18 protein-coding genes are annotated in these 19,623 nt (G+C 35.2%); all 18 read left to right on the forward strand.

Annotated features, from left to right (window positions below):
* The first annotated feature begins 8 nt into the window (after window positions 1-8).
* The 18 genes from NSU18_RS26510 (at window position 9) to rfbA (ending at window position 19,615) form a co-directional block, all read left to right on the forward strand.
* Window positions 9-1,841: a polysaccharide biosynthesis protein gene (locus NSU18_RS26510; protein WP_341150455.1), complete on the forward strand. Its 1,833-nt coding sequence runs from the start codon at window positions 9-11 to the stop codon at window positions 1,839-1,841.
* A 23-nt stretch (window positions 1,842-1,864) separates the two neighbouring features.
* A complete protein-coding gene (locus tag NSU18_RS26515; protein ID WP_341150456.1) occupies window positions 1,865-2,545 on the forward strand; it encodes a hypothetical protein in 681 nt (226 codons plus the stop codon).
* A 2-nt stretch (window positions 2,546-2,547) separates the two neighbouring features.
* Window positions 2,548-3,600 carry a stalk domain-containing protein gene (locus NSU18_RS26520; RefSeq protein WP_341150457.1) on the forward strand — a complete coding sequence of 351 codons (1,053 nt, stop codon included), beginning with the start codon at window positions 2,548-2,550 and terminating at the stop codon, window positions 3,598-3,600.
* A gap of 176 nt (window positions 3,601-3,776) precedes the next feature.
* A complete protein-coding gene (locus NSU18_RS26525) occupies window positions 3,777-4,319 on the forward strand; it encodes a sugar transferase (RefSeq protein ID WP_445321874.1) in 543 nt (180 codons plus the stop codon).
* 18 nt (window positions 4,320-4,337) lie between these two features.
* Entirely contained in the window at window positions 4,338-4,985 is a 648-nt protein-coding gene (locus NSU18_RS26530; protein WP_341150459.1) for an acetyltransferase, read from the forward strand.
* Window positions 4,985-6,130, forward strand: coding sequence for a DegT/DnrJ/EryC1/StrS family aminotransferase (locus tag NSU18_RS26535; protein ID WP_341150460.1), 1,146 nt, complete (start codon window positions 4,985-4,987; stop codon window positions 6,128-6,130). Before NSU18_RS26530 ends, NSU18_RS26535 begins: the two co-directional genes overlap by 1 nt.
* A 65-nt stretch (window positions 6,131-6,195) precedes the next feature.
* Window positions 6,196-7,329 carry a glycosyltransferase family 4 protein gene (locus NSU18_RS26540; RefSeq protein ID WP_341150461.1) on the forward strand — a complete coding sequence of 378 codons (1,134 nt, stop codon included), beginning with the start codon at window positions 6,196-6,198 and terminating at the stop codon, window positions 7,327-7,329.
* A gap of 26 nt (window positions 7,330-7,355) precedes the next feature.
* On the forward strand, window positions 7,356-8,378 hold the full coding sequence (locus NSU18_RS26545; protein ID WP_341150462.1) for a polysaccharide biosynthesis protein: 1,023 nt from the start codon (window positions 7,356-7,358) through the stop codon (window positions 8,376-8,378).
* The gene (locus NSU18_RS26550; protein ID WP_341150463.1) at window positions 8,378-9,493 is read left to right on the forward strand and encodes a polysaccharide biosynthesis C-terminal domain-containing protein; all 1,116 of its coding nucleotides are present in this window, start codon (window positions 8,378-8,380) and stop codon (window positions 9,491-9,493) included. Before NSU18_RS26545 ends, NSU18_RS26550 begins: the two co-directional genes overlap by 1 nt.
* A gap of 3 nt (window positions 9,494-9,496) precedes the next feature.
* Window positions 9,497-10,627, forward strand: coding sequence for a non-hydrolyzing UDP-N-acetylglucosamine 2-epimerase (gene wecB / locus NSU18_RS26555; protein ID WP_341150464.1), 1,131 nt, complete (start codon window positions 9,497-9,499; stop codon window positions 10,625-10,627).
* Between the two features lie 28 nt (window positions 10,628-10,655).
* Entirely contained in the window at window positions 10,656-11,744 is a 1,089-nt protein-coding gene (locus NSU18_RS26560) for a glycosyltransferase (RefSeq protein WP_341150465.1), read from the forward strand.
* Between the two features lie 80 nt (window positions 11,745-11,824).
* Entirely contained in the window at window positions 11,825-12,757 is a 933-nt protein-coding gene (locus tag NSU18_RS26565; RefSeq protein WP_341150466.1) for a glycosyltransferase family 2 protein, read from the forward strand.
* Complete coding sequence (locus NSU18_RS26570; protein WP_341150467.1) at window positions 12,750-14,048, forward strand: hypothetical protein; 1,299 nt, start codon at window positions 12,750-12,752, stop codon at window positions 14,046-14,048. The genes NSU18_RS26565 and NSU18_RS26570 overlap by 8 nt, the downstream gene beginning before the upstream one ends.
* 16 nt (window positions 14,049-14,064) lie before the next feature.
* Entirely contained in the window at window positions 14,065-14,901 is an 837-nt protein-coding gene (locus NSU18_RS26575) for a glycosyltransferase family A protein (RefSeq protein ID WP_341150468.1), read from the forward strand.
* 45 nt (window positions 14,902-14,946) lie between these two features.
* Window positions 14,947-15,894 (forward strand): glycosyltransferase family 2 protein, encoded by a 948-nt coding sequence (locus NSU18_RS26580; RefSeq protein ID WP_341150469.1) that lies wholly within the window; start codon window positions 14,947-14,949, stop codon window positions 15,892-15,894.
* Between the two features lie 7 nt (window positions 15,895-15,901).
* The gene (locus NSU18_RS26585) at window positions 15,902-16,717 is read left to right on the forward strand and encodes a GT-D fold domain-containing glycosyltransferase (protein ID WP_341150470.1); all 816 of its coding nucleotides are present in this window, start codon (window positions 15,902-15,904) and stop codon (window positions 16,715-16,717) included.
* A 1-nt stretch (window position 16,718) separates the two neighbouring features.
* Window positions 16,719-18,266, forward strand: a complete 1,548-nt coding sequence (locus NSU18_RS26590) for a lipopolysaccharide biosynthesis protein (protein ID WP_341150471.1) — start codon at window positions 16,719-16,721, stop codon at window positions 18,264-18,266.
* Between the two features lie 470 nt (window positions 18,267-18,736).
* Window positions 18,737-19,615, forward strand: a complete 879-nt coding sequence (gene rfbA / locus NSU18_RS26595; protein ID WP_341150472.1) for a glucose-1-phosphate thymidylyltransferase RfbA — start codon at window positions 18,737-18,739, stop codon at window positions 19,613-19,615.
* Window positions 19,616-19,623 lie beyond the last annotated feature (8 nt).

A 19,623-nucleotide genomic window follows, 5' to 3' on the forward strand; every position in this document is an offset into this window, starting at 1 on the left:
CACTGAAAATGACAGCCAAAACAAGAGTGTTTATGTTGTTTCTAATTGATATTGCGATCATATGGTTTAGTGTAGTCACTTCGTATATGTTCCGTTTCTTTGATGGCATTCCTCATGAATATGTTGTACAGATGATTCAGTTTGGAATAATTTCTACTGTTGCGATTGGTGGGAACTTAGTCTATTTCGGGTTATATCGCCGGATGTGGCAATATGCCAGTATTGGTGAAATAGTATCTATTCTTAAGGCTATAATGACTGGGGCAATCATAGCTTATGGTATAGCTCTATTAATTCTACCAGCGCGTGTACCCTTCGGAGTAGAGGTTCGGATTATGGAGACCATTCTAGTTCTGGTTGGTGGCATCCGCTTCCTATGGAGATTCCTTCGAAAGGAACGGATTAATGACAAGAATAGAGAGACCCATGCTTTAATCGTCGGAGCCGGAGATTGTGGAATGTTAATTGCTAAGGAAATGATGGGTCCATCGTTTGCCGATACGAAATTGGTAGGCTTCATTGACGACAGCTCCAATAAATATCATATGTCTATTTTGGGACTGCCTGTCTTGGGAAATAGATATGATCTGCCCCGTCTGGTGAAGGAAAAGAACATTCATGAGATTATTATTGCCATGCCTTCAGTTTCCAGAACTGAAATATCCGAGATTATTAACCTGGCCAAGACAACAGGAGCCAAGCTGAAGATTATCCCTGCATTGAATGACCTGATTGCAGGTAAGATTTCTGTCAAGAAGCTCCGCGATGTCAGTGTAGAAGACCTTCTGGGCCGTGAGCCGATTGTGGCAGACATGAACAGTATTCTGGGCTATGTTCATAACAAGACCGTATTGGTTACGGGCGCAGGCGGTTCAATCGGATCAGAGCTATGCCGCCAGATCTCTCCTTTTGCACCGGATAAGCTGCTGATTCTGGGACATGGCGAGAACAGTATTTATACAATTGAAATGGAGCTGCGTAAGAGCTTCCCTTACCTGGAAATCGTTACCGTGATTGCTGATATTCAGGACCGGTCAAGGCTGATGGATATATTCCAGAGCTACAAGCCGCAGGTCGTCTTTCATGCGGCAGCACATAAGCACGTTCCTCTGATGGAGCGTAATCCTTCGGAGGCAATCAAGAATAATGTCTTCGGGACCCGCAATGTAGCTGACTGTGCAGACAAATATGGCGCAGAGCGCTTCGTGATGATCTCGTCCGACAAGGCCGTGAACCCGACCAGCGTCATGGGGGCCACGAAGCGGATTGCCGAGATGTATGTGCAGAGCTTAAATACCTCAAGCCAAACGAAGTTCTCGGCAGTTCGATTCGGAAATGTTCTTGGCAGTCGAGGCAGTGTTATTCCAGCTTTCAAAAAGCAGATTGCTGCTGGGGGACCAGTAACCGTTACTCATCCGGAGATGGTCCGTTATTTCATGACAATACCTGAGGCTGTTCAATTAGTTATTCAATCTGGTTCTTTTGCCAAGGGTGGAGAGGTATTTGTGTTGGACATGGGTGAACCAGTGAAGATACTTAATCTTGCCGAGGATCTAATTACTTTATCTGGTTATGAACCGTATACAGATATTGATATTACATTCTCAGGAATTCGTGAAGGCGAGAAGCTGTATGAAGAGTTGCTGACAGATGAGGAGAACCTGGGTTCCACTCATCATGACCGGATTTTCATTGGCAGACCTAATGTCTTTACTCAGAGCCAAATGGAGCTTGAATTCAAACGGTTAGAACGGGTTATTACAGAAGATGCGGAGGCCATCCGCGAAGTGATTAACCAGATCGTGCCGATGCAGCCAGTCATCCAGGCAGCCATTAGCTAATTAGAGATGTGGAGGTACCTGAAGTGAAAAGATGGACAAAAGTATTGATCTGGACGCTGTCGGTCATCGTGGTGCTAGGTATTGGCGGAGTGTTCGCGGCTAATTATGCTGTCGATAAGCTGATGAACTCAATGTCGGGCGGCTTCGATATGGAAGCTGGTAATACGACCAGTGTCCCTCAAGGACAAGTGACTGAGCCTGTAGTAGCAGATAGTGATCCGTCTGCGGAGCCAGCAGCTTCTGTTGCTCCGGCAATAAGCTCTGCACCAGATAGCACACCTGTATCTGGTAATACGGTTGTTCCGGCAGCTGCAAACAAGGATAAGCCGGTAAGTACTGACAAACCCGCAAGCATACCTGTCCCCACACCCGCAGGAGTTGATGGATTAGCACATATTTCAACGGACAAGGCTAAGGAAGTTCAAGAGAACGTAACGATCACAGATAAAGCAAATGTGGCAGCGATCGTAGCCTCACAGCTCAGTGTATCAGATATTAAGAGATTGCAAGAGTTAGCCAAAGGCGGACTAACAACTGAGGAGAAGCGGGAAGCCCGCAGCATCATCCTCGGTAAAGTCTCAGAGGAGCAATATAACGAATTAGCTCAGATTGCCAAGAAATACGGCGTCAGCCAAGGCAAGACCCGGGATCAGATCTTAGCTGAAGAAGAACAACTCAAAGCCCAAGAAAAAGGAAGTGAATAGGCATGTTCAAGATCAAGATTCCAGCAGCAGCACTTCTGAGCGTAGCCTTAATGGGCTGTGAGCCACTGACAGCATCCGCTCCAGTTACCACAGTAGCAGCAGCAACTCCTGTAACCACTGCAACAGCAGCGCCCATCAAAGCGTCCAATTCTATCAAAGTGCAGAATGTGGATGTGACCATGCTATTCGATGGTGTAGCACTACAGCCGCCAGCCGGACAACATGTGTTCATGTACAATAACACCACCTATGTTCCTTTGCGCTTCATGTCTTATGCCTTGCAGAAGAGCGTGAGCTGGGATGCCAAGAATCTGAAAGTAACCGTGGCTGAGCCAAGCAGCTCAGAGATGGTAGTCATTAAGGAATACCTGATGAATGCGACTTCCAGTCCTTCTTTTGCAGCCAAAAATATTACCCTGAACAACGTTAATGCAAGTTATGTATTTAGCGGGAGCACGAAGGCGTTACCCAAGGGCCAATCTAGTTATCTACTGAACGGCTCGATCTATGTCCCTCTAAGATTCTTATCGGAATCTGTAGGAAATTCCATTAGCTGGAATCCAAAAACAAAGACCATAACAGCAAATTCTAAAGACTACGAAGAAAATACAGCTTCTGCGAAACCAACCGACAAGGGAGCTAGCCCATCTGCAAGTGCAACCCCGGCACCGGCAGCAACTCCAGCGGCTGAACCAGGTGGAGCAGCAGGCGGCTCAGGATCGGCAGGAACAGGGTCTGGTAAGGTTTCTTATGAGAGTATCACTAGTGAGACTGAGGCGAAGCTGAGCTCGCTACAGTCGCAGAGCACCTCTACATTGTTAGCAACTGCCTTTGAATATATGAGTGCTACAGATGCTGGAACCAAGCAAAGTATCAAGGCAAAAGGGATACAGCAACTAGCTTCTTTTAAAGCCTCATTTAACAGTATAATCGCTGACGCTGAACAAAAACTAAACAGTAATGGATATAGCACGGCTATTATTGCTCAGTATAGAGCGGCCTTCGAGGCTGACCTGGATAAGGGAAGAGCTATCGCTGAGGGTATGGGGAAATAGCAGGTGTTGAATTGCTTTATCAAAAAAGAGGGATTGTCGAGAAGATGGCGGGTTAACATCCGCTATTTTCATTATCTGAAAACAGAGGTTGATAGTGAATGAGGCCATACTTAGTAGTAAAAAGGGTTGTTGATTGGCTCATTGCATGTGTGCTTGTTGTATTAAGTTCCCCCTTTATGATAGCAGCAATTATAGCTGTGAAGTTTAGCTCTAAGGGGCCTGTCTTGTTTAAGCAAAAACGCCCAGGGAAAAACTGCAAAATCTTCACGGTTTATAAGTTTAGGACAATGTCTCTAGAGACGGATGAGCTCGGAGAGCTTTTGCCCGATATTCAAAGAATGACTAAGGTAGGTTCTTTTTTGCGTAAGACGAGCATTGATGAACTGCCCCAATTGTTTAACATTCTTAAGGGGGATATGAGCTTCATTGGGCCCCGTCCTCTGCTAGTCAAATATCTTGAATATTATACACCTGAACAAAATCGTAGACATGAAGTTACACCAGGAATATCAGGGTGGGCTCAAGTGAATGGAAGAAATACAATCAGCTGGCAAGAAAAGTTCGATTATGATGTTTGGTATGTTGATCATATTAATTTAAAGCTCGATATGAGGATTTTCTGGAAAACGGTTAAGAATGTTTTGATTAGAGAAGGAGTTAACAATTCTCAGACAGATACGATGCCAGTCTTTACCGGTGGCAATACAATTGAAAGCTGATTATTCTATCAAGGCCAGGTGAATTCATTGGGAAACTTATTGATCTTGGGGGCTGGAGGACATGGTAAGGTTGTAGCAGAAACAGCTTTGCGTACTGGTCTATGGGATGAAATAGCTTTTTTAGACAATGATAGTACTCTTAATAAGGTAATAGGGATTCCTGTTATTGGGGGTTTCGATACTTATCCTAACCATAAAGAGACATATTCTAGTGCGATCGTTGCCATTGGGAATAATCACAGTAGATTGACTTGGCTGACTACACTTGAACAAGCAGGCTACAAAATTCCTGTAATAATTCATCCCTCCAGCATATTAAGTAAATTCTGTGAAATTGAGTCCGGTACTGTAGTACTTGCTGGTGTTGTGGTCAATGCAAACGCTAGAATCGCAAAGGGATGCATCCTCAATACTTCAAGTACGATTGATCATGATTGTGTGATTGGGAACGGGGTTCATATTTCTCCTGGCACGAATGTTAGCGGAACAGTTACAATTAATGATTTCACTTGGCTAGGTGTAGGGTCGAAGATCGTAAATAATATCACTATAGGCTCCTATGTGATTGTTGCAGCTGGCGCTGTAGTAATTAATGATATTCCTGATAGTGTAATGGTAGCAGGTGTACCAGCACAAATAAAAAAATGCTTTGGAGATGAAACGTAATGCAGGAGCGTATTTATTTGTCACCTCCACATATGAGTGGAAATGAAATGAAATACATACAGGAGGCATTCGATAGTAACTGGATTGCTCCTTTAGGTACTAACGTTGATAAGTTCGAAGAAGAGATCTGCGACTATGTTGGCATGGAGCATGGGCTTGCCTTGTCATCGGGGACAGCAGGAATTCACCTGGCACTGAAATACTTTGGTGTAGGTCCTGGTGATTATGTGTTCTGTTCAGATTTAACTTTTGCAGGAAGCTGTAATCCGATTCTTTACCAGTATGCGAATCCAGTATTCATTGATTCCGAACCGGAAACTTGGAACATGTCACCCATTGCTTTAGAGAAAGCATTCGAGTGGGCCAAAAAAGAAAATAAAATGCCAAAGGCAGTTATTATAGTAGATTTATATGGTCAAAGTGCAGATTATGATGCATTACTTCCGATCTGTGAGCATTATGGTGTACCAGTCATTGAAGATGCAGCAGAAGCCCTCGGAGCCTCATACAAGGGGAAAAAGTGCGGCTCATTTGGTCACATTGGTATCTTTTCATTTAACGGGAACAAGATTATCACTACCTCTGGCGGTGGAATGATCGTTTCTAACGATGAAGAAGCAATTAAGAAAATGCGTTTCTGGGCCACGCAGTCTAGGGAGCCAGCAAAGCATTATGAGCATAAAGAGGTAGGTTATAATTATAGAATTTCCAATATAAGTGCGGGAATAGGCCGAGGGCAACTCCAGGCTTTGGATAGTTTTATAGATAACCGAAAGTTTATATTCGAACAATATAAAAATAAACTTAAAGAATTACCAATCTGTTTTATGCCAATCTCTGATTTAGGAAATCCTAATTACTGGTTAACAGTGCTGACTCTGAAAGAAAATGTTGAATTGAATCCTGAATATATAATCAATAAATTAGAGATGGAAAATATTGAATCTAGACCATTGTGGAAACCGATGCACCTGCAGCCGATTTTCATAGATGTACCTATGTTCTATCACAGTGAAACAGAGTGTATTGGTAACAATTTGTTTGAATATGGAATTTGTCTTCCTTCAGGCTCTTCCATGACTTTAGAACAGCTAGAACTAGTTATAGATACACTTAAAGATATCTTTGAATCGGTGAAGCAATGAAAGTGCTGTTTCTTACACTGGCTTATCCAGAAGGGGGAGCCGTTAGAAATTTATACGTTGACTTAATGAATGAGTTTAAAGATCGTGGAGACGAAGTTTATGTTATTTGTCAGCGCGAGAAAAGATATGATAAAGAAACAGAAATAAGTAATGAATATGGAATACAAGTATTAAGAGTGAGAACAGGGAATGTAACTAAAACAGGCTTCCTTGAAAAAGGAATATCTACTTTGTTAATTGAAAGACAGTTTATAAAGGCAGCAAAAGAGTATTTTAAAGAAATTAAATTTGATTTAATACTCTACTCAACTCCACCAATTACTTTTGTGAAAGTCGTTGAATATTTCAAAAAAAGAGATGGAAGTAAGACCTATTTATTATTGAAGGATATATTCCCGCAGAATGCGGTTGATTTAGGAATTATTAAAGAGAAAAGCTTGATAAGGTATTACTTCAGAAATAAAGAAAAGAGTCTCTACCAAATATCTGATAATATTGGATGCATGTCAAAGGCAAATGTGGATTACGTAATTAATCATAATAATGAAGTTAGTAGTAGTAAGATTGAGGTTTGTCCTAACTCTATTAAACCAGTGGACATACCTAGTCATTCTTTAAAAGAAAAAGAGGACATAAGAATTAAGTACAAGATTCCTAAAGATTCTGTTGTTTATATTTATGGCGGCAATTTAGGAAAGCCACAGGGTGTAGATTTTTTAATTGATATTTTAGACAGTATAAAAGATTTGAAAAATATATATTTTTTAATAATAGGTTCAGGTACTGAGTTCGATAAGATTAAGAAACAAATAGCTTTGAGTAATCAAATTAATGTTAGGCTAGAACAATTCATGCCTAAGAATGAATTTGATGAGATTTTGTCTGTGAGTGATGTCGGACTAGTATTCTTGGATAAAAGATTTACAATTCCTAATTTCCCTTCAAGAATCAATTCTTACTTGGAGTTCGGAATACCGATTTTAGCTGCAACAGATGTCAATACGGATGTTAAGGATATGCTGTACGAAGCAAAATGTGGATTGTGGTCTGAGAGTGGAGATTTAGATAGTTTCAGAAACAACATAATTAGCTTGAATAGCAATGAGGAGTTACGTCTGGAGATGGGTTCAAATGGAAGGGGATACCTGGAAGAAAACTTTACAGTGGATAAAACTTATGAAATCATTGTTGCTCATTAAATGAAAATTGGATGCGGGGTATTGGTATGTTTACTGGAAAAACATTATTGATAACTGGGGGGACTGGTTCTTTCGGGAATGCAGTTCTAAAGAGATTCTTAGACACAGAAATTAGCGAGATTAGAATATTCTCCAGAGATGAAAAAAAACAAGATGATATGCGTAAGGAACTAAGAAACGATAAAGTTAAATTCTTCATAGGAGATGTTCGTGACTATAACAGTGTGGCATCTGCAATGCACAATGTAGATTACGTGTTCCATGCGGCTGCACTAAAACAAGTGCCCTCGTGTGAATTTTTCCCTATGGAAGCTGTCAAAACAAATGTTATTGGGACTGAGAATGTTCTTAATGCAGCTATAGCATTTGGAGTAAAGAAAGTTGTATGTTTATCGACAGATAAGGCTGTATATCCTATCAACGCTATGGGTATTTCAAAAGCAATGATGGAAAAAGTAATGGTTGCTAAATCGAGAACGGTATCTCCTGAAGATACATTAATCTGTGGAACACGTTATGGAAACGTGATGTGTTCTAGAGGGTCTGTGATTCCATTATTTATTGATCAGATCAAAAATTATGAGGATGTAACAATTACTGATCCTGATATGACACGATATCTCATGTCCTTAGAGGATGCTGTGGAATTAGTATTGTTTGCCTTTAACAAAGCTGCACAAGGAGATATTTTTGTTCAGAAAGCCCCTGCTTCAACAATAGGGGAATTGGCTATCGCCCTGAAAGAACTATTTCAATCAGATAGCCACACAAGAGTTATTGGAACCAGACATGGTGAGAAGTTATATGAGACATTGCTGACGCGTGAAGAAATGGCTAAAGCTAATGACTTAGGCAGCTATTATCGGATTTCTGCAGACACAAGAGATTTAAACTATGACAAGTTCTTTGAAGAAGGTAATAGAGAAATTTCTGAAGGTTGGGAATACAATTCGCATAATACAGAAAGATTAGATGTTCAAGGAATAAAAGAACTCTTGTTAAGTCTAGATTTAATCCGAAATGAACTAAATGGTAGGGGAATTCTATAATGAAAACTGTTTTGGTAACAGGTGCTAATGGATTTATTGGACGTAACTTGGTCGCTACTTTAAGCAGAAGAGAAGACGTTGAAGTTATGAGGATCGACTCCAAAAACTCACTTGAGGAATTAGCAGAATATGCCTTAAAAGCAGATTTCATTTATCATCTTGCCGGTGTTAATCGACCTGAGAATACTGAGGAATTTATAACGGGAAATTTGGGTTACACCCAATATCTAATAAATATTTTATCCTCGAATCAAAAAAAGACTCCTATATTGCTCTCTTCATCAATTCAAGCGGAACAAGATAACCCGTATGGGAGCAGCAAGCGAGCAGCAGAGGAAGCGGTTTTTGCTTATGGTCATAATGTAGGAGTAAATACATTTGTGTACAGGTTGCCTAATGTTTTTGGAAAATGGAGCAAACCAAATTATAATTCTGTTATCGCAACTTGGTGCCACAATATTAGCAGAGAAATACCGATACAGGTAAATAATCCTGATGCAGAAGTTACATTAGTTTATATTGATGATGTTATTGAAACATTCATAGGTTCGATGGATGATCCAGACGCATCCTATATAAGTGATTACCATGATATTTCCCGTTCCTTCAAAGTTAAGCTTAAAGATATTGAAGCCTGCTTAGTTTCCTTTAAATCAAGCCGGCATACACTTGTTATTTCAGATTTGAAAAATGATTTTGAACGCTTTCTTTATAGTACCTATCTATCTTATCTGCCTGAGAATGATTTCGGGTATGACTTAGAAATGAAGCATGATAATAGGGGATGGTTAGCAGAGTTCATTAAAACTGAACATTCTGGCCAAGTATTTATATCTCGTACCAAACCAGGCATCACACGGGGGAATCATTGGCATCATACTAAGGTGGAGAAATTCCTTGTTATTGAAGGAGAAGCTGTCGTGAAATTCCGTCAGATTGAAGGAGAAGAAACCCTAGAATATCCGGTAAATGGTTTATCACTACGGGTAATAGATATTCCGCCTGGATACACACATTCCATAACTAATATAGGTACGACTGATGTAATAACCCTATTTTGGGCTAATGAACTGTTCAACCCTGAGAAACCAGATACATATTATTTGGAGGTTTAATAAATGGAAAAGCTTAAAGTCATGACAATCCTGGGGACTAGACCAGAGATCATTCGTTTGTCTGAGTGTATTAAAGCTTGTGATAGATATTTCAATCACATTCTTGTTCATACTGGACAGAACTGGGATTATACATTAAATCAAGTGTTCTTCGACGAACTTGAACTTCGGCAACCTGACTATTTCCTTGAAGCAGTGGGAACAAATCTAGGGGAAACGATGGGGAATATAATAGCAAAATCCTTTGAAGTTTTAGAAAAGGAAAAGCCTGATGCGTTGCTGATTTTAGGTGATACAAACAGTGCACTTAGTGCGATTGCTGCAAAGAGGCTTAAAGTACCGATTTTTCATATGGAAGCAGGAAATCGATGCTTTGATCAAAATGTACCTGAAGAAATTAACCGTAAGATTGTTGACCATATTTCGGATATTAATCTGCCTTATACAGAGCATTCCAGGAGATACCTTCTATCGGAAGGATTCCGTAAAGAGCATATCTTTGTTACTGGGTCCCCAATGCAGGAAGTTCTTCAAGCGCACATGGATAAGATCGATGCAAGTAATATTCTTGAACGATTAAATCTAGAGTCAGGGAAATATATAATTGTTTCAGCTCATCGTGAAGAGAATATTGATAATGAACATAACTTCATTTCATTAATGGACTCTATCAATAAAATTGCCGAAAGTTATCAAATTCCGGTCATTTACTCTGCGCATCCTAGAAGTATGAAATATATCGAAAGTAGAAACTTTCAATTTCACCCTTTAGTTAAAATTATGAATCCATTTGGTTTTTTGGATTATAATAAATTGCAAAAGAATAGTTACTGTGTTCTCTCTGACAGTGGCACTCTTTCTGAGGAAAGTGCTATGTTGAATTTTGCAGGTATATTACTAAGAACTTCTACTGAACGACCAGAGGTTCTTGATAAAGGTACAGTCATAATAGGGGGGATAAATAATAGAAGTATTGAGCAGTCTATTAACCTTGCAATCTCAATGAAGAAAAATCATGAGAAAATAGTATTAGCAGATGATTATCAAGATAGTAATTTTTCTGTAAAAGTGATCAAAATTGTACAAAGTTTCGTTAGAGTTATCAATCAAACAGTGTGGAACAAAATCCAATAAAATGACTATTCTGAAAGGTAAATTATAAATGAATAAAATAGTTTTTGTTAATAATCCAGCAGCTAGTAGTGGAGGAGCATTAACAATTCTTAAACAATTTATTGAACAAGTTGCACAAAAAAATAAACAAATTAGCTTTTTTATTTTTTGTTCTTCCAATGATTTAATTAAATATGAAAATCAAAATATTAAGATGATTGTGTTGAACAGTTCCAAAAATTGGTTTTTTAGAATTTATTGGGATTTTTATGGTTTGAAAAGATGGAGCAAGAAGAATGGAATAATTCCGTCATTGATACTTTCATTGCAAAATACAGGAGTTTATAATTTCAAGGGTATAAAACAAGTCGTTTATTTACATCAATCATTACCATATTATAAAGAGTACAAATGGAAATTGTCAAAAAAAGAAGAGAGACCCTATTGGTTTTACAGAAATATCTACAAATATTTGATTCATCTTTCACTAACTAAAGAAACAAAAATTGTTGTCCAAAGTGAGTGGTTGAAAAAAAGAGTTTCTGATCTTCATAATATAAAAGAGAATAATATATATATCATTAAGCCTTATGTTGAAGCTAATGAAAATCGATTCATTAACAACAATTTAAATAGTTTTGTTTTCTTTCCTGCATCAGGACAATTTTATAAAAATCATCAAGTTTTAATAAAAGCCGCATCTATAATTAAACAATATTATGGGATTAAATTAATATTTATGTTCACTTTATCTTTAGAAAGTCAATACGCAATTGCACTACAACACTTAGCAAAGCAAGTTGGCGTAGATGATCAAATTGCTTTTGTAGGTAATCTGCCACATGAAGAAGTAATGAAATACTATGAAGATTGTAGTTTAGTTGCTTTCCCTAGCTATATTGAAACATTCGGTCTTCCATTAGTTGAAGCAGCCTCACTCTTAAAGCCCATAGTTGCATCAGACTTAGAATATGCTAGAGAAGCATTGGAAGGATATAATGGTGTTACCTTTGTAGATCATAATGATTCACAAAAATGGGCCGAATCAATTTTTGGAATGCTGAAAATTCAAGAGGTATTTAGTTTCAATAGAAAATTTAATTCCAATCATTCATGGTTGGGAATTATAATGGAATAAATAGGTTTATTTTAATGAGATATCAACTTTTCCGTTTAATCTCCATAATTTAAATGAAAAGGTATAAGGAAGAGGCTGTTATGGAAGAAACGCTTACAATTCTTATGGCTACATATAATGGCGAGAGATTTATAAGAGAACAATTAGATAGTATTATCAAGCAGACGTATAAAGAATGGTGTCTGGTGATTCGAGATGATTGCTCAAAAGATAATACTCCAGACATTATAAAAGAATACTGTCTAAGAGATACTAGAATTAAATTTATAAGTGGAGAAAAAAATTTAGGTCCAGTTTTAAATTTTAATGAGTTAATTAAAGATTCACTTTCCTCAAAATATATTATGTTTGCAGATCAAGATGACATTTGGCTTGATTCTAAAATAGAGATTTCTTTGAAAAATATAAAAAATATTGAAGAAAGATATGGCGAAAATGTACCTATTATTGCTTATTCAAAATTGAAATATGTTACTGAAGATCTTAAGCCATTAAACATAAAAAATTCTAATCCTAAAAATAAAAATCTTCGTACACTGTTAAGCTTTAATTTTATATGGGGTTGCACCATAATCGCTAATAGTGCATTAATAAATGAAGCTTATCCTATAAGTAAAGCAGCTCAAAATCATGATTATTGGTTAGCCCTTCATGCTGCCCACAAAGGAATAATTTATCATATAGAAAAAGAAACAATGTTATATAGACAGCATAAAGCAAATGTAACGGGAGGTATAAATAATAGAAGTCTAAAATCAAAAATTAAAAAAATTAACAACCAATTTTCATCTTATGAACAGCAAATTAAACAAAACTTAAATTTTATTACCAAGTATCAAGAAGATAATAATCAAGTATTGCTAGAGTATAAAAACATTTTACTAAGTGATTTTTTTATCCGAGTTATTAAAGCATATAAATTTAGTGTTAAAAAAAATTCCTTATTAGAGACAATTATTTTTTATATATTTCTCTTGAGTAAATATCAAAAGGAGAATAGCAAAATTGATTGATAAATTTAATCTTTTAAAATTTTTGATATTCAGCTTAATATTTTTAATGATTTTTGCTCCTGCACAGATGATGAAAATGAAAATTGCTTTAGTTGTTATTTTTATGGTAATAAGCATACTTTATTTAATTAAACACAGAAGCACAATAAAAATTCATCCAGGAGTATTTAAATGGTTTTATATATACACAACTGCTAGTGCTATATTTACTTTTATTTCAATTTATAATAATAACCCACAACCATTGAATTTATTTGGAGTCTATTTTATATATCCTATAATTTATTTTATTTTTATAATAGTTATTAGCAATTCTCAATATTTTGAGTATGTTATTAAGGCTAGTATTGCATCTTTTTCTATCACATTAATTTACAATATTGTTTATGTTTTTGTTATTAATGGATATATTGGCTTTATTCCAAAAAATATTTTCTTTAACATTAATGAAAATATAGGTGGAATGGATTTAGGTTTTATTAAATACTCAAGCGAGAGCATTTCTTATTTTATTTTTTTCGTTCCAATGATACTTGCAACCTATTTAATAAGAGAGAAAAATACAAAAAGGAAAAATATGTATTTGATCTTAATGTTTTTAGGCGTTTTATCTGCAGTTTTCTCTGGAAGAACGGCTTTTATTATAACTTTAATCATTACTCCCATGGTAATAATATTTCTAGCATATAAATCGAAAATTCTCATCGATAAAAGGAAGTTAATGCTAATTGTATTTTACTCACTACTTTTCATAGTTCTTCTGGTTACTTTTTTGGGTGTCGACTTTAAACTTTTGTTCGAAAAAGTTTCAGGATCTTTTTCTTCTGAAAATATTATTAATAACAGTGGAATTATAGATTCGGGTGGCAGTATAAGAATTAATCAATTTAAAGATTTAATAAAAACTTGGACCTATAAACCTCTCTTAGGTTGGGGAGATGCAGCAATATCAATTAATCCAACTAGAAATGACTTAGGAGGGATTTACGAGTTATCCTACCTTGCTTTGTTAATGCAAAGAGGTCTTGTTGGAAGTTTAATTTTTTTATTGCAAATTATCTGGATATATGTTGAAGGGATAAAACTAATAAAGTTGAATAATAATCTTAAAATAATTTGTTTTACTGTATTAGTTGGTTTTTCTACCTTTATGTTCTCTAATGCCACTAATCCCTATTTATATAGTTTCGATAGATTGTTAATCTTGTTTTTACCTTTACTAATTTTGCAGGTCGCTTATGTAAATACAAATATCGAATGTGAGAAAGTGAAGGTTTATTCTGCAGAATAAATAAGATTCATTCGGAGTGATTCAATTGAAAAAACTTGTCAGCATCATTATTCCTTGTTATAACCAAGGTCTATATTTAGGAGAATGTATTGATAGTATAGATAAGCAAACCTACAAAAATATCGAAGTTATAATTGTTAATGACGGTTCTACTGATGAAATAACTATAAATTTTCTAAATGAATTAGAGAAATTTAGAAAGGATATAAAAATAATCAATCAGAGTAACAACGGTGTTTGTAATGCCAGAAATAATGGGATTTTGAATTGTAGGGGGCACTATATCCTTCCATTAGATGGCGATGACAAAATTGCAGCTACCTATATTGAAAAATGTGTACAAATATTAGATGATAACAGCCAACTAAATATAGTGTATTGCATCGGTAAATGTTTTGGCTACAAAAATGGTATTTTTGTTTTAGATGATTTTTCTGTAAGCAAAATGCTTAAACAAAATTTGGTTTTTTGTAGTGCGATGTTTAGAAAATCTGATTTTGACCGGACTAAAGGTTATAACAGTAATATGATTTATGGATATGAAGATTGGGATTTTTGGTTATCTATGATTGAAAATGAGAATGAATTTTTTCGAATTAACGAAATTCTTTTCTTCTATCGTATTAAATCATTTTCTCGCAATGTTCAAACTTCTACTGGGAACTTAGAGCAAAGATTAAAAATGATAAAACAAATAGTCCAAAATCATGAAAATTTATATGCAAAATATAAAGTAAAAGCAAGTGATATTGAGCCTGTATATAAATCGAAATTTGAATTGTATTTTATGAAATTTTATTTGAAAATAAAATATGCATTGCAGAAAATCAAACTTTTATATCTAGCGAAATAGTTTGTGAGTGGAATTAGCCGTAGATTTCCAAGGGAGTTGAAATTAATGAAAGTTAGAATTGCGTTAAGAGGGTTTAAAAATAAAATAAGCAATATAGTGTTAATACATCCCAAATTCAATGAAATGAAACTAGTAATGACACTACTAGTGAAAAATGAAGAAGATATTATAGAGGAAAATATAATTTTTCATAAGAGTATGGGAGTAGATAGTTTTATAGTAACAGATAACAATTCAACAGATAAGACTAAAGAGATTTTGTCAAAATATAAAGATAAAGGTTGGATTAAGGAGATAATTGAAGAGAAAGGAGAAGATATTTCTCAACAAGAGTGGGTAGATAGAATGATTAAATTGGCTGCTGATAAGTATAAAGCTGACTGGATAATTAATGCTGACGCTGATGAGTTTTGGTATAGTAAAAGTGGGAATTTAAAAAAGTATATTAAAAATTCTAATTCAAATGTGATTAAATGCAACATTTATAATATGCTTCCTACTGAAGTGGGGAAATTTTATTTAAGTGATTGGTTAGTGGAAAAAAATGTTGATAATTCTATGCAGAATTATAATTTGTCAAAATTCAATATTTTTACTAAACAAATACCGAAAGTAATTCATCGATCAAAGGGTTATAAGCAAATATTTACTGGAAATCATTTTGTGAAAATGAAATTACAAAGAGAAGAAATTAGTTCGGACATAAAAATATACCATTTTAGTATTAGGAGTTTGGAACATTTTAAAAATAAAATGATTAATGGCGGTAAGGCATACGAACGGAATAGTAAACTCAAGAATAATATTGGAGAACATTGGAGATATTTTTATGAAGGTTGGAAGGAAGGAACTCTCAATTTGGATGAAGAATATGATAAGTCAATTGCCTCTAAATATCATAAGCAGTTTATCGAAGAAAATATAATAGTAAAAAATGATGAGTTGAAAAACTACCTTACTAATATTTTGAAAGAGAATGGTTATGATGAATAAAATTAAGATGAGAATAAAAACCATTGCAAAAATATTTTTACAACGTATTTCAAAAACTGAAAAGGAAATATTAAAAAATATAAATGATAAATTTCCTGAGGTCTTGTCTACCGCAGAAACTATTCAATTGATTGTAAGTCAAAAAGCATCAATATCTAGGTTTGGAGATGGGGAATTTGATATTTGCAATCAAGAAAATAAGTTAGATCCTTATCAAAATCCAAGTAATGAGTTAACGAATCGTTTGACTGAAATTCTTAGTTATAAAGGATCAGATAATGTAATCATATGTATTCCTCCTTTCAATTCAAATTATAATAATATAAAGAATTATTTTGGGAAATTATCTTTTTGGGAATGGTACTGGCTTAAGAAGTATAAAAACATAGCTCCTCTTTTAAAGAACGATAATTACGGAAACTCTTTTGTATCAAGAGATGCTGTCTTTTATGAAAATAATATTAATATAATTCAAGAAATATGGAGTAATAGGGATGTTGTTTTTGTATATGGTGAAGGCGGTAGATTTGATATTAATAGTCCATTGTTTGATAATGTGTCCAGCAAAAAAACAATTCTGATCTCACCGACTAATGCGTTTAGTGATTACAAAAATACCTTAAAAAAATGCTTATTAGAAAAAATGGATAGTTTATTTTTAATTGCTGCTGGACCAACTGCAACTGTCTTAGCTTTTGATCTTTCTAAAGAGGGGATTCAAGCACTTGATGTAGGACATTTAACAAATTGCTATGAGCAGTATTTAGGCATTATAACGTCCCCTGAAAGTTTGCCATTAATTAAAAAAGATACAAGAGGATAAAATGAGAGTTAATAATTCACTTAAAAATATTGTCAGTGGTATTATATTGCAATTTGTTGCAATTGGACTAAATATTATTTCTAGAAAGATTTTCTTGGATTTCATGGGTGTGGAGATTTTAGGGGTACATGGTGTTTTGACGAACATAATATCTATGTTGGGGTTAGTTGAAATGGGGATTGGTATAGCAATTTCCTATAGTTTGTATAAACCGCTAAGTGAAAATGATCAAGATCAGGTTAAGACTATTATTAGATTGTATGCGAAATTTTACAAATATGTTGCTCTAACAGTATTAGTTATAGGCTTATTAATATTACCATTTATGGGCAGTGTAATTGAATCTAGTTATTCTTCGTCATATATAAGACTAATATTTTTAATTTTATTGGTTGATACAATGATGTCGTACTTTTTAGCCTATAGAAGAACCTTGTTAATTGCTGACCAGAAAGCCTCAATTCTTAATAAATTAACTATATTGTATTCAATTGTGTTGACTTTTAGTCAAGTATCTATTGTGTATCTAACACAAAATTTCATTCTCTTTATATCTATTAAATTAGTGTTTGGAGTAGGGTTAAATTTAATTATTTATTATATTACGAATAAAAATTATCCATATTTGAGAGGTGCTTCAAAAAAACCATTAGACCCTGAAGTAAAGAAAAATATAATACAAAATATAAAGGCGTTATTGCTTGCTAATATTTCCGTGTACTTTATTTTTGGTACAGACAATCTACTATTGTCTATTTTCACAAATGTAACTACTGTGGGTTTATATTCTAACTATACAATGATTCTTAATGCAGTTAAAGGATTTCTGTCACAAGTATTTGTAGGAACTACAGCAAGTTTTGGTAACTTGTTGGCCTCTGATACAACGCTTGATGATGCTGATAGAATATTTAAAATTATGTTTTTTATCAACTTTTGGCTTTCAACCTTTTGTAGTTCGGCCCTTCTACTTTTAATTAATCCATTTATTCATTTGTGGATTGGTAGTAGTATGTTACTTCCAGGGGTGATAGTAGTCATTTTAGTTTATAATTTTTATTCTGATTCAATGAGAAGTGCAGTAGAATTAGTAAAAAGTGCCGCTGGTCTTTATAGTCCTTACCCATTTTTTAAATATTGGATAGTTGTTGAAGCATTAGTAAATTTGTGTTTAGCTATAATTTTAGCAGGTGGATTAAATATGGGTATGACTGGAATATTTTTAGCTACTTCTTTAAGTACACTACTACCAACCTATGTTATTCCATGGAATGTATATAAATATGTATTTAAAAAAAGTTCCAAAGAGTTTTATATAAAACAATTAGTTTACACTTTACTTAGTTTAATAGTTGTAGGAATAACATACAGGATAGGAACTTTTATTACATTAGAAAATACAATTGGAGATTTTATGTTGAAATTGATGATTAGTATAACTGTTCCTAATGTAATTATATTAATAATGTTTAAAAAAACGAAAGAATTTAATTCCTTAATGATAAAAATAGTTCATAAGCTGCGTTTGAAAAAAACACTACGTAATTGAATTATTATTAAGGAAGGAATGCTCTTTAAACAATTTTAACGAAACTCAATACTTTAAATTTATTTTTATGAAATTGTTAAGGGGAGTGCGCTCGTTTCTATTTATAATTCTTTGTAGTAGACTTCAGAATCTGTCTGATGATAGATTAGATAATTATTAATTAGGAGGTTCTTGTGCTTATCACAGTGACAGTCGGTGTGGATTGCATAGATTCGCATACTTGTATTGCTTTATTGGAGGCAGGGTTTAATGTTAAGTAGACCGCTGATCATCGGGTGATATAGCATTATGTTTTGCCAATATTATAGAAGTTGGGAAAACTAAAGTGGAATACAAATAGAGGTATTGGCTAAATTCACCATTAAACTTTGAGACTTTAACAAAGATGTAACAAGTGATTTTACTACTGGGAGGAGTTCTTGAAGTGTTTTTATTTTGTTTATTAAAAATTTGAAAAGGGTTGGTTTATTTTGAAAGGCATAATCCTAGCCGGAGGCTCAGGCACCCGTCTTTACCCATTAACCATGGTTACCAGCAAGCAGCTACTGCCTGTTTACGACAAGCCTATGATCTATTACCCGTTATCTACTCTAATGCTTGCGGGAATCAAAGATATCCTTATCATCTCCACTCCTGAGGATACTCCGAGGTTTGAGAGTCTTTTGGGGGATGGTTCTCAGTTTGGGATCTCTCTACAATACATAGTACAACCCAGTCCTGACGGTTTGGCTCAGGCTTTTATTTTGGGCGAATCGTTTATTGGGAATGACGCTGTGGCTATGATTCTTGGAGATAATATTTATTATGGGAATGGCATCCGTAAGATGCTTCAGCGTGCTTCCGGGAAGGCGCAGGGGGCGACTGTGTTCGGGTATCATGTGCAAGATCCGGAACGGTTCGGTGTGGTGGAGTTCAATGATGAAGGTAAGGTACTGAGTGTGGAAGAGAAGCCGGTACAGCCTAAGTCTAATTATGCGATTACGGGCCTCTACTTCTATGATAACCGTGTGGTGGAGATTGCCAAGAACGTGCAGCCTTCTTCCCGGGGTGAACTTGAGATTACTTCCATTAATGAAGCATATCTTAGAATGGGAGAGCTGGATGTCGAACTCCTGGGCCGCGGCTTCACTTGGCTGGATACGGGGACTCATCAGAGTCTGGTGGATGCCACCAATTTTGTACGGACGATTGAAGATCATCAGGGGATCAAGATTGCCGCGCTGGAAGAGATTGCATATATTAACGGATGGATTACGAAGGAGCACCTGCTGAGTTGCGGGCAGAAGCTAAGCAAGACGGGGTATGGCCAATACCTGATTAAGGTTGCTACCGGAAAAATTCAATATTAAGCAGTAGA

This window comes from Paenibacillus sp. FSL H8-0048 (assembly GCF_038002825.1).
Lineage (GTDB): Bacteria > Bacillota > Bacilli > Paenibacillales > Paenibacillaceae > Paenibacillus_AQ.

Bases quoted from the DNA above. Each gene is read 5' to 3' on its own strand.
- NSU18_RS26585 (WP_341150470.1), top strand. From the start codon at position 15,902: ATGAGAATAAAAACCATTGCAAAAATATTTTTACAACGTATTTCAAAA.
- NSU18_RS26520 (WP_341150457.1), top strand. From the start codon at position 2,548: ATGTTCAAGATCAAGATTCCAGCAGCAGCACTTCTGAGCGTAGCCTTA.
- NSU18_RS26590 (WP_341150471.1), top strand. From the start codon at position 16,719: ATGAGAGTTAATAATTCACTTAAAAATATTGTCAGTGGTATTATATTG.
- NSU18_RS26550 (WP_341150463.1), top strand. From the start codon at position 8,378: ATGAAAACTGTTTTGGTAACAGGTGCTAATGGATTTATTGGACGTAAC.
- NSU18_RS26525 (WP_445321874.1), top strand. From the start codon at position 3,777: ATGATAGCAGCAATTATAGCTGTGAAGTTTAGCTCTAAGGGGCCTGTC.
- wecB (WP_341150464.1), top strand. From the start codon at position 9,497: ATGGAAAAGCTTAAAGTCATGACAATCCTGGGGACTAGACCAGAGATC.
- NSU18_RS26580 (WP_341150469.1), top strand. From the start codon at position 14,947: ATGAAAGTTAGAATTGCGTTAAGAGGGTTTAAAAATAAAATAAGCAAT.
- NSU18_RS26535 (WP_341150460.1), top strand. From the start codon at position 4,985: ATGCAGGAGCGTATTTATTTGTCACCTCCACATATGAGTGGAAATGAA.
- NSU18_RS26540 (WP_341150461.1), top strand. From the start codon at position 6,196: ATGAATGAGTTTAAAGATCGTGGAGACGAAGTTTATGTTATTTGTCAG.
- NSU18_RS26565 (WP_341150466.1), top strand. From the start codon at position 11,825: ATGGAAGAAACGCTTACAATTCTTATGGCTACATATAATGGCGAGAGA.
- NSU18_RS26545 (WP_341150462.1), top strand. From the start codon at position 7,356: ATGTTTACTGGAAAAACATTATTGATAACTGGGGGGACTGGTTCTTTC.
- NSU18_RS26560 (WP_341150465.1), top strand. From the start codon at position 10,656: ATGAATAAAATAGTTTTTGTTAATAATCCAGCAGCTAGTAGTGGAGGA.
- NSU18_RS26510 (WP_341150455.1), top strand. From the start codon at position 9: ATGACAGCCAAAACAAGAGTGTTTATGTTGTTTCTAATTGATATTGCG.